This window comes from Subtercola boreus, assembly GCF_003399625.1.
Taxonomy (GTDB): Bacteria; Actinomycetota; Actinomycetes; order Actinomycetales; family Microbacteriaceae; genus Subtercola; species Subtercola boreus_C.
In genome coordinates, this window is the sequence record NZ_NBXA01000014.1 from 168,782 (window position 1) to 179,619 (window position 10,838).

Genomic DNA, 10,838 nt, shown 5'->3' on the forward strand with positions numbered 1-10,838 from the left:
CAAGGACTACATTTGACCTATGTCTTTTTCGGTGGCGGTAGCAGGAGCAAGCGGGTACGCAGGTGGCGAATTGTTGCGCCTGCTGGCGGGTCACCCGGAGTTCGAGGTGCGCACGGTTACGGCCAACAGCAACGCCGGTCAGCCGCTTCTCGCTGTGCATCCGCACCTGCGTTCCTACGCCGGCCTGGTGCTCAGCCCCACCACCACCGAGGCTCTGGCCGGGCACGACATCGTGTTCCTCGCCCTCCCGCACGGCAAATCCGGTGCCCTCACCGAGACGCTCGATGAGAACACCCTTGTGGTCGACTGCGGCGCAGACCACCGGCTGACCGACGAGGCCGACTGGGCGAAGTTCTACGGCGGCGAGTTCTTCGGTGCCTGGCCGTACGGCCTGCCCGAGCTCCTCATCGCCGACCACCAGCAGCAGCGATCCAAGCTGGCCGGCGTGACACGCATTGCCGTGCCCGGCTGCAACGTCACCGCGATCAGCCTGGCTCTGGCGCCGGGCCTCCGCGCCGGAGTCATCCAGCCCGTCGACCTCGTCGCAGTGCTGGCCGTCGGCCCCTCGGGCGCCGGCAAGAGTCTTCGCACGAACCTCCTGGCGAGTGAGGTGCTCGGATCAGCGAGTGCCTACGGCATCGCAGGAGCCCACCGGCACAACCCGGAGATCGTGCAGAACCTCAGTCTCTCCGCGGGAACGCGGGTGAGTGTGTCGTTCACTCCCGTGCTCATCCCGAGCGCGCGGGGTATCCTCGCCACGTCGACCGCGAGGCTCGCTGCGGGCATCAGCGCGCACGACGTGCGGTCGGCCTGGGTCACTGCGTATGCCGACGAGCCGTTCGTGCATGTGCTGCCCGAGGGCCAGTTCCCCTCCCTCTCCGACGTGGTCGGGGCGAACACCGCCCTCATCGGGGTGGCGGTCGACGAGGCAGCCGACCGGGTGGTCACCGTCACAGCGATCGACAACCTGGTGAAAGGCACGGCGGGTGCCGCCATCCAGTCCGCGAACATCGCCCTCGGCCTGCCCGAGACGCTCGGCCTGCCGATCGACGGGCTCGCTCCGTGAGCGTCACCGCACCCGCCGGATTCGAGGCGGCCGGAATCGCCCGGGGCCTGAAGTCCTCTGGGGGCCTCGACCTCGCGCTGGTGGTGAACCGGGGCCCGAGCACTGCCGCCGCCGCCGTCTTCACCTCGAACCGCTGCAAGGCGAACCCGGTGCTCTGGAGCGAGAAGGTCATCGAAGACGGGCGCGTGGCTGCGGTCATCCTGAACTCCGGCGGGGCGAACTGCTACACGGGCGCATTCGGCTTCCAGACGACGCACGCCACCGCCGAGGCTGTCGCCGAGTCGCTCGGCGTGTCTGCTGGTGACGTCATCGTGTGTTCGACCGGGCTCATCGGTACCGGCGACCAGGTCTTCCGGGACCGTGTGGTCGGGGGAGTGCCTGTCGTCACCCGAGAGCTCTCGCCCACGGGCGGAACCGATGCGGCCCTCGCCATCATGACCACCGACACCCGGTCGAAGGAGGCCGTGTTCAACGGCCCCGGCTACTCGATCGGAGCGATGGCGAAGGGTGCGGGAATGCTCGCACCGGGCCTTGCCACCATGCTCGTCGTCATCACCACAGATGCCGACCTGCCTGCCGGGTCGCTCGACAGCGCTCTCCGTGCGGCCACGCGGGTGACGTTCGACAGGGTCGACTCCGACGGCTGCATGTCGACGAACGACACCGTGACGCTGCTGGCGAGTGGAGCATCCGGAACCGTGCCAGACCTGGCCGCCTTCACTGCGGGTCTGACCGCCGTCTGCCACGACCTCGCCCTCCTGCTTCAGGGAGACGCCGAGGGCGCGAGCCACGACATCACGATCACCACCACGAACGCGGCCACCGAAGACGAGGCGGTCACGGTGTCGCGCGCCGTCTCCCGAAGCAACCTCTTCAAGGCGGCGATCTTCGGCAACGACCCGAACTGGGGCCGTGTGCTCGCCGCCGTCGGCACGACCGACGCGGAGTTCGACCCGTACAACATCGATGTGACCATCAACGGCGTCAAGATCTGCAGGGCGGGCGAGCCGTTCGAGGATCGCGACCTCATCGACCTGTCCCCGCGGGCCGTCAGCGTGCTGATCGATCTGCACGTGGGAGATCAGACCGCATCGATCTTCACCAACGACCTCACCCACGACTACGTGCACGAGAACAGCGCGTACGCCAGCTGATGGCAGACATGACCCTGGCCGAAGACCACGACCTCGCCGCCGTGAAGGCTGCGACCCTCATCGAATCCCTGCCGTGGCTGAAGTCGTTCCGCGACCAGATCATGGTGATCAAGTTCGGCGGCAACGCCATGGTCGATCCCGAGCTGCAGCGCACCTTCGCCGAAGACATCGTCTATCTGCGCTTCGCCGGCATCCGCCCCGTCGTCGTGCACGGTGGAGGGCCGCAGATCTCCCGGATGCTCGACCGACTCGGCATCGAGAGCGAGTTCCGGGGCGGCTACCGGGTCACCAGTCCCGAGGCCATGGATGTGGTGCGCATGGTGCTCACCGGCCAGATCAGCCGTGACATCGTGAGCCACATCAATGAGCACGGGCCGCTCGCCTCGGCCATGTCGGGTGAAGACGCCGGGCTGTTCGAGGGGCAACGCCGCACCATCGAGGTCGATGGCGAGCAGGTCGACCTCGGGCTGGTGGGCGACGTGGTCGGTGTCAATCCTGAAACGGTGCTCGATCAGCTCGCTGCCGGCCGCATCCCGGTCATCTCCTCGATCGCGCCCGACCGCGACGAACCCGGGTCGGTGCTCAACATCAATGCAGATGCGGCGGCCGCAGCGCTCGCCGTCGCCCTGGGAGCCGCCAAGCTCGTCATCCTCACCGATGTCGCGGGCCTGTATTCGGATTGGCCGAACAGGGACTCCCTGGTCTCCGTCATCGAGGCCGAATCTCTGCGGGCGCTGCTTCCCTCGTTGGAATCCGGGATGATCCCCAAGATGTCCGCGTGCCTCGAAGCGGTCGACGGCGGGGTGCAGAAAGCGGCGATCATCGACGGGCGTATCCCGCACTCGATCCTGCTCGAGGTGTTCACCCAGAGCGGGATCGGCACCGAGGTCGTGCGCACCGAGGTCGTTCGCGTCGATTCTGAGCACGCAGAGCCCACTCAGCACGCAGAGCCCACACAGCACGCAGAGCCCACACAGATCGAATCCGAGGAAGAGAACCAGAGCCTGTGAGCATCGAAACCACCACCAGCTGGGTCGACACCTTCAATGAGTCGCTCATGCGAACCATGGGCCAGCCGCTTGCGCTCCTGACGCACGGGCGCGGCGCCTTCGTCTGGGACGAGAACGAGAAGGAGTACCTCGACTTCCTCGCCGGGATCGCCGTCAACTCGCTCGGCCACGCCCACCCCGTGCTCGTCGAAGCGCTGACGCGCCAGGTGGGCACCCTTGCGCACGTGTCGAACTACTTCTCCACGCGGCCCCAGCTCGAGCTTGCCGAACGACTGAAGCGCCTCACCGGAGCCGGCTCTGCCGGTCGGGTCTACTTCTGCAATTCCGGGGCCGAAGCAAACGAAGCCGCCTTCAAGCTCGCACGGTTGAACAGCTCAGGGCTCCGCACGAAGATCGTGGCCCTGAAGAATTCCTTCCACGGGCGCACAATGGGTGCCCTGGCGCTCACCGGCAAGCCCGACATGCGCGCCCCGTTCGAGCCGATGCCCGCCGGCGTCGTTCACATCGACTCCACGATCGAGGCACTGGAGGCGACGATCGACGGCACGGTCGCGGCGCTCTTCCTCGAGCCGATCAAGGGGGAGGCGGGTGTCATCGACCTGCCGGCCGGCTACCTCGCCCGTGCCCGGGAACTCACCGAACAGCACGGTGTGCTCCTGATCCTCGACGAGATCCAGACCGGCGTCGGTCGCACCGGCCGCTGGTTCAACTACGAATACGCCGGCATCCTGCCCGATGCCGTCACGGTTGCCAAGGGAATGGCAGGCGGAGTGCCGATCGGCTCGCTCGTCACGTTCGGCTGGGCATCCGATCTCTTCCAACGCGGGATGCACGGCAGCACCTTCGGCGGCAACCCTCTCGCCACGGCCGCGGCCAATGCCGTACTCGGCGAGATCGAGGATCGTGACCTGGTCGGCAACGCGGAGCGCCGGGGCGCCCAGTTGAAGGAGCGCATTGCAGCGCTCAACTCGCCCCTGATCTCCGACATCCGTGGACAGGGCCTGCTGATCGGGCTCGGATTGTCCGAGCCGATCGCGCTGAAGCTCGCCGCAGCGGCGATGGATGCCGGGCTCATCATCAACGCGGCCAACGAGTCGAGCATCCGCATGGCGCCGCCCCTGATCATCCGCGACCTCGAAGTCGACGCGTTCATCACCCGATTCACCGTTGCACTCGCCGCCGTCGGCTACCCGGCCGCGCCGGCCCCTGACCCGGTCGTGCCGGTTACGACCCCCACAACGCCCGCCGACGCAGAAAGCGCCTCATGACCCGCCACTTCCTCCGTGACGACGACCTCACCACCGCTGAGCAGGCCGAGATCCTCGATCTCGCCGCGGAACTGAAACGCGACCGATTCTCGGTGCGACCACTGGCCGGCCCGCAGACCGTCGCGGTGATCTTCGACAAGTCGTCGACGCGCACGCGGGTCTCCTTCGCCGTCGGAATCGCCGATCTCGGGGGCAGCCCGCTCATCATCAGCACGGCGAACAGCCAGCTGAGTGGCAAGGAGACAGCCTCCGACACCGCCAGGGTTCTCGAACGCCAGGTCGCAGCGATCGTCTGGCGCACCTACGCCCAGACCGGTCTCGAAGAGATGGCCCTCGGCACGTCCGTGCCTGTCATCAATGCGCTCAGCGATGAGTTCCACCCCTGCCAGCTCCTCGCCGACCTGCTCACCATCCGCGAGCACCGGGGCGAACTGGCCGGGCTCACTGTCACCTTCCTCGGCGACGGAGCGAGCAACATGGGCCAGTCCTACCTGCTCGCCTGCGCGACGGCAGGAATGCACGTGCGGATCGCGGCGCCGGCGGAGTACGCGCCAGGCGCCCAGGTGGTTCTGAATGCCCAGGCCATCGCGAGCCGCACCGGAGGATCGGCGACGATCTTCACCGATCCCGTCGAAGCGGTGTCGGGCGTCGACATCGTCGTCACTGACACCTGGGTGTCGATGGGCAAAGAAGATGAGAAGGCCGCCCGGGTGAAGACCTTCGGCGGCTACCAGGTCGACAGCGAGCTGATGGCCCACGCCAAGAGCGACGCCCTCTTCCTGCACTGTCTCCCTGCCGACCGTGGCTACGAGGTGAGCGCCGACGTGATCGACGGCCCGCAGAGTGTCATCTGGGACGAGGCGGAGAACCGCCTGCACGCCCAGAAGGCCCTCCTCGTCTGGCTGCTGCGCCAGCCGTAGCAGCCACGCAGTACCGCGCGGGCCGGGAGGCCCCGCACTCTAAGCTTGAAGTTCAGAACACCATAAGGGAGTAAAAGTGGCGGAACGTGTTGTGCTCGCATACTCGGGGGGTCTCGACACCTCGGTCGGCATCGGTTGGCTGAAAGACGCCACCGGTAAAGACGTCGTCGCTCTGGCGATCGATGTCGGCCAAGAGGGCGAGGACATGGAGGTCATCCGCCAGCGCGCGCTTGACTGCGGCGCTGTCGAGGCCGTCGTCATCGACGCCCGCGATGAATTCGCGAACGACTACCTGATGCCGGCCCTGAAGGCCAACGCCCTGTACCAGAAGCGGTACCCGCTGGTCAGTGCGCTCAGCCGTCCCCTCATCGCCAAGCACCTCGCCTCGACCGCGATCGCGCTCGGCGCAGACAGTGTGGCGCACGGCTGCACGGGCAAGGGAAACGACCAGGTTCGCTTCGAGGCAGCCGTCGCTGCCCTCGCGCCCGACCTCATCTCGCTGGCGCCGGTGCGCGACTTCGCCCTCACCCGCGACAAGGCGATCGTCTACGCGGCCGAGCACAACCTGCCCATCGTGCAGTCGAAGAAGAGCCCGTACTCCATCGACCAGAACGTGTGGGGCCGCGCCGTCGAGACCGGCTTCCTCGAAGATCCGTGGAACGCGCCGATCGAAGACCTCTACACCTACTCCGAAGACCCGGCGATCGCACGTCCGGCCACCGAAGTGACGATCACATTCACCGAAGGCATCCCGACCGCGATCGACGGCAAGCCCGTCACTCCGCTGGAGGCCGTCGTGCAGCTGAACAGGCTCGCCGGCGCCCAGGGTGTCGGCCGCATCGACATCGTGGAAGACCGTCTTGTCGGCATCAAGAGCCGCGAGGTCTACGAGTCTCCCGCCGGTCTCACCCTCATCGCCGCCCACGAGGAGCTCGAGAACCTGACGATCGAGCGCGATCTCGCGCGCTACAAGCGCGGTGTCGAGTCGAAGTGGTCGGAGCTCGTCTACGACGGGCTCTGGTTCTCGGGCCTCAAGCGTTCGCTCGACGTCTTCATCGACGACACGCAGCGCTACGTCTCCGGCGAGGTGCGCCTCGAACTGCACGCGGGCAAGGCGACCGTCACCGGGCGAAAGAGCGAGCAGAGCCTCTACGACTTCGATCTCGCCACCTACGACACGGGCGACACCTTCGACCAGTCGCAGGCGAAGGGCTTCATCGAGATCTGGTCGCTCCCCTCGAAGATCTCGGCTCGCCGCGACCACGCCGCGGGCGGATCGATCGAAGCGTAGTTCCGTGGCCGACAATCGAGCGAGCGAAGCGGGCGCCCTCTGGGGTGGCCGCTTCGCCAGCGGACCCTCACCCGAACTCCTGGCCCTGAGTAAGTCGACCCAGTTCGACTGGCAGCTCTGGCCGTACGACATCGCCGGCTCCCGGGCGCACGCGAAGGCGCTGGCGGAGGCCGGGTACCTCACGACGGAGGAGCTCGCTGCCATGTCGGACGGGCTCGACCGGTTGCGCGACGCGATCGAATCGGGAGAGTTCGCTGCTGCCGAGTCCGACGAAGACGTGCATTCGGCCCTCGAGCGGGGACTGACCGTCTACGCGGGAGCAGAACTCGGCGGCAGGCTCCGGGCGGGTCGGAGTCGAAACGACCAGATCGCGACGCTTGTGCGTCTGTATCTGCTCGACCACGGTCGCTCGATCGGCCACCTCGTCATCCAGCTCATCGATGCGATCGCGTCCCAGGCTGCGGCGCACCCGAACGCGCCGATGCCGGGACGCACGCATCTCCAGCACGCCCAGCCGGTGTTGCTGTCCCACCACCTCCTCGCGCATGCCTGGCCGCTGGTGCGAGATCTCGAACGGCTCCGCGACTGGAGTGTGCGGGCATCCGAGTCGCCGTATGGCGCCGGGGCGCTCGCCGGCAGTTCGCTCGGCCTCGATCCCGCGCTCGTCGCTCGGGAGCTCGGACTCACGGGTGGCCCCATGCCGAACTCGATCGATGCGACGGCGAGTCGCGATGTGGTCGCCGAGTTCGCCTTCGTCACCAGCATGATCGGCATCAACCTCTCGCGCTTCGCCGAGGAGATCATCGTCTGGGCGACCCGCGAGTTCGGTTTCGTGAAGCTGCACGACAGTTATTCGACGGGTTCGTCGATCATGCCGCAGAAGAAGAATCCCGACATCGCCGAACTGGCGCGGGGCAAGTCCGGCCGGCTGATCGGCAACCTCACGGGGTTGCTCGCCACCCTCAAGGGTCTTCCGCTCGCCTACAACCGCGACATCCAGGAAGACAAAGAGCCCGTCTTCGACACAGTCGAACAACTCGAGGTTCTGCTCCCGGCCTTCACGGGCATGGTGGCTTCCCTGACGTTCCACACCGATCGCCTTGCCGAACTGGCTCCGCAGGGTTTCTCGCTGGCGACCGACGTCGCCGAATGGCTGGTCAAGCAGGGCGTCGCCTTCCGTGATGCGCACGAGATCAGCGGCGACCTGGTGAGGTTCTGCGAGGCGAACGGGCTCGAACTGCACGAGCCGACAGATGAACAGCTTCTGGCCGTCTCCCCGCATCTCTCACCGGATGTGCGCACCGTCGTCACCGTCGAAGGTTCGATTGCGAGCCGCACCGGAGCCGGCGGAACGGCCGGCGTGCGCGTGGCCGAACAGCTCAGCCACCTCACCGAGCTGGTGCGAGAACTCCGCGACGCGATCTCGGGAACACCCCACGACAGTGAGGCCACCCTGGCCGAGCCTCTGATCTACCACCCCAAGGGAACAGTGTGACGCTCGACAACGATGACCGCGCCAAGCGCCGAAAGTCCACCTCCAACGAGTCGTATCCTCCGCTCCCCGAAGGCGACCGGGACATCCGCAACCACCCGCTCTACAAGACGCCGTGGTGGCGGAAGACCCTGAAGCCGTACGTCTTCTGGATCATCATCGCCGTCGCGGCGGCGATCGTGGTCACCGCTGTGATCCTGACGCTGTCGCTCGGCATCGCGCTCTTCTGACAGATCAGGCGAACCCGACGATGCCGGGTCACACCGCGAAGCTGCCGGGCGAACCTCTCCGTGGCCCGGACCGAACGTGGTTCTCACGCCCGGCGGTCGAAATCGCGCCCCAGCTGCTCGGCGGCATCCTGAGTCGCACCTCACCGGAGGGCCGAGTGTCGGTCCGCATCACCGAGGTCGAGGCCTATCTCGGCGTGGGGGAGGATCCCGGATCGCACTCCTTCCGAGGCAGGACCGCCTCGAACGCGGCCATGTTCGGCGAACCCCTGCACCTGTACACGTACTTCACCTACGGCATGCACACCTGTGCCAACATCGTCTGTTCGCCGGAGGGGTCGGCGAGTGGTGTGCTCATCCGTGCCGGCGAGATCGTCGAGGGCGCCGAGCTCGCAGGGCACCGCCGCGGATCGTCCGTGAAACAGCGCGACCTCGCTCGCGGCCCGGCCCGACTGGTGGTCGCTCTCGGCATCCCGCTCGCCGATGGGGGTGCCGACCTCACCGCGTCGCCGTATGAGCTTCGGATGCCCGTGCATCCGGTCGCCGTCGAGACCGGCCCGCGCACGGGTCTCGGTGGTCCCGGCGGAACACCCGAGTATCCGTGGCGCTTCTGGATCCCGGGCGACTCGACCGTCTCGCCCTACAAACGTCACCCCAGGTTGCCCGCCATCGATCTTCCCTGACGGAGGTACTCTGGAGGGCGTGTCTTCCCCTGTGCCTGTAGCGCTCTCCGACCAGAACAACGATCCGACCTTCGACTCCGTGTGGGACGAACTTCTGTGGCGGGGCCTGGTGCACGTCTCGACGGATGCGTCCGAACTGCGGGACCTCCTGGCAGGAGACCCGATCACCTTCTACTGCGGATTCGATCCGACCGCTCCGAGCCTGCATCTGGGCAACCTCGTACAGCTGTTGCTGATGCGCCGACTCCAGCTGGCCGGGCATCACCCACTCGCGCTGGTGGGTGGCTCGACCGGCCTGATCGGTGATCCGCGGCCCACCGCCGAGCGAACACTGACCGCGCGCGAGACCGTGGCCGAATGGGTCGGGTACCTGCAGGCGCAGATCTCCCGGTTCCTGAGCTTCGAGGGTGACAACCAGGCGCTCCTCGTCAACAACCTCGACTGGACCGCGCCGCTCAGCGCCATCGACTTCCTCCGGGACATCGGCAAGTACTTCCGGGTCGGAACGATGTTGAAGAAAGATGCGGTGAGCGCGCGGTTGAACTCCGATGCGGGCATCAGCTATACCGAGTTCAGCTACCAGATCCTGCAGGGTCTCGACTACCTCGAGCTCTACCGCACCCACGGGTGTGTGCTCCAGACCGGGGGCAGCGACCAGTGGGGCAATCTCACGAGTGGCACCGACCTGATCCGGCGGGCGGAACAGACCTCTGTGCACGCGATCGGAACACCCCTGATCACCAACTCCGACGGCACGAAGTTCGGCAAGAGCGAGGGTAATGCTGTCTGGTTGGATGACCGGCTCACCTCGCCCTACGCCTTCTACCAGTTCTGGCTGAACACCGACGACGCCGATGTCATCGACCGTCTCAAGATCTTCACGTTCCTGAGTCGTGCCGAGCTCGATCGGCTTGCCGCCCGGGTGGCTGACGAACCCTTCCGGCGGGAGGCGCAGCGGACGCTCGCGCAGGAGGTCACTTCTCTGGTGCACGGCCGAGCCGCAACGGATGCCGCTGTCGCGGCCGCGGCGGCACTGTTCGGTAACGGCGATCTCGCGGATCTCGACGAGGGCACGCTCCGTCAGGCTCTGGGGGAGTTGACGACAGTGACGCTCTCCGGAAGTACCCCTGTGCTCCAGGCGCTGGTCGAGAGTGGACTCTGTTCATCGGTCGGTGAAGCTCGCCGAGCGATGGTCCAGGGCGGGGTGTACGCCAACAATGCGAAGGTGACCGATGATTCCCGAACGGTGGAATCCCTCGCGCTGGCCGGCGGGATCGTTGTGCTCCGCCGCGGAAAGAAGACGGCGGCCGGCATCCTGATCGTCTAGTTCCGCATGATTCCGGGGCGACACGCCCGAGAAACAGCAGAGATTTGCCAGACGGGAAACATGCCCGTAATGTTCTTTCTTGTCACCCCAAAGGTTCGGAAAGCGGAAGAGCTTACCGGCCTCAAGCGGGGCCATCCCCAGCAGTGAAAACCTCGAAGTGAAACGGATTCGTCCGGTTCGGTTCCTGAGTTTGGGCACAGCTGGTCGGATGTAGATATATAGTAGTCGAGTTGCCTGTTCCGGTCTCTGTCGTCAAGACAGACCAGCTGGGGCGGAGCGTCCGATCTTTGAGAACTCAACAGCGTGCACATTGTCAAATGCCAAATCCCCGTGGCACCTTTTTGGTGTCCGGGTTCCTTTGGGAAATTGAAATTAGTAGGCCCTTCTTTGGGAGGGTTTA

The 10,838-nt window shown here is 66.2% G+C and carries 10 protein-coding genes; all 10 read left to right on the top strand.

Annotation, left to right across the window (positions count from 1 at the left end):
* The first annotated feature begins 19 nt into the window (after positions 1–19).
* The 10 genes from argC (at position 20) to tyrS (ending at position 10,438) form a co-directional block, all read left to right on the top strand.
* A complete protein-coding gene (gene argC, locus B7R21_RS07220; RefSeq protein WP_116282557.1) occupies positions 20–1,066 on the top strand; it encodes an N-acetyl-gamma-glutamyl-phosphate reductase in 1,047 nt (348 codons plus the stop codon).
* Positions 1,063–2,220 carry a bifunctional glutamate N-acetyltransferase/amino-acid acetyltransferase ArgJ gene (gene argJ, locus B7R21_RS07225; protein ID WP_116282558.1) on the top strand — a complete coding sequence of 386 codons (1,158 nt, stop codon included), beginning with the start codon at positions 1,063–1,065 and terminating at the stop codon, positions 2,218–2,220. The genes argC and argJ overlap by 4 nt, the downstream gene beginning before the upstream one ends.
* Positions 2,220–3,230, top strand: a complete 1,011-nt coding sequence (argB, locus tag B7R21_RS07230; RefSeq protein WP_116282559.1) for an acetylglutamate kinase — start codon at positions 2,220–2,222, stop codon at positions 3,228–3,230. Before argJ ends, argB begins: the two co-directional genes overlap by 1 nt.
* Positions 3,227–4,498 (top strand): acetylornithine transaminase, encoded by a 1,272-nt coding sequence (locus B7R21_RS07235; protein ID WP_116282560.1) that lies wholly within the window; start codon positions 3,227–3,229, stop codon positions 4,496–4,498. Before argB ends, B7R21_RS07235 begins: the two co-directional genes overlap by 4 nt.
* Positions 4,495–5,418, top strand: a complete 924-nt coding sequence (argF, locus tag B7R21_RS07240) for an ornithine carbamoyltransferase (protein WP_116282561.1) — start codon at positions 4,495–4,497, stop codon at positions 5,416–5,418. The genes B7R21_RS07235 and argF overlap by 4 nt, the downstream gene beginning before the upstream one ends.
* Positions 5,419–5,494: 76 nt before the next feature.
* Positions 5,495–6,709, top strand: coding sequence for an argininosuccinate synthase (locus B7R21_RS07245; protein ID WP_116282562.1), 1,215 nt, complete (start codon positions 5,495–5,497; stop codon positions 6,707–6,709).
* A gap of 4 nt (positions 6,710–6,713) precedes the next feature.
* Positions 6,714–8,204 (top strand): argininosuccinate lyase, encoded by a 1,491-nt coding sequence (argH, locus tag B7R21_RS07250; RefSeq protein WP_116282563.1) that lies wholly within the window; start codon positions 6,714–6,716, stop codon positions 8,202–8,204.
* Complete coding sequence (locus tag B7R21_RS07255; RefSeq protein WP_116282564.1) at positions 8,201–8,431, top strand: hypothetical protein; 231 nt, start codon at positions 8,201–8,203, stop codon at positions 8,429–8,431. Before argH ends, B7R21_RS07255 begins: the two co-directional genes overlap by 4 nt.
* A gap of 20 nt (positions 8,432–8,451) precedes the next feature.
* Entirely contained in the window at positions 8,452–9,111 is a 660-nt protein-coding gene (locus B7R21_RS07260; RefSeq protein ID WP_116282565.1) for a DNA-3-methyladenine glycosylase, read from the top strand.
* A 19-nt stretch (positions 9,112–9,130) separates the two neighbouring features.
* The gene (gene tyrS, locus B7R21_RS07265) at positions 9,131–10,438 is read left to right on the top strand and encodes a tyrosine--tRNA ligase (RefSeq protein ID WP_116282566.1); all 1,308 of its coding nucleotides are present in this window, start codon (positions 9,131–9,133) and stop codon (positions 10,436–10,438) included.
* Positions 10,439–10,838 lie beyond the last annotated feature (400 nt).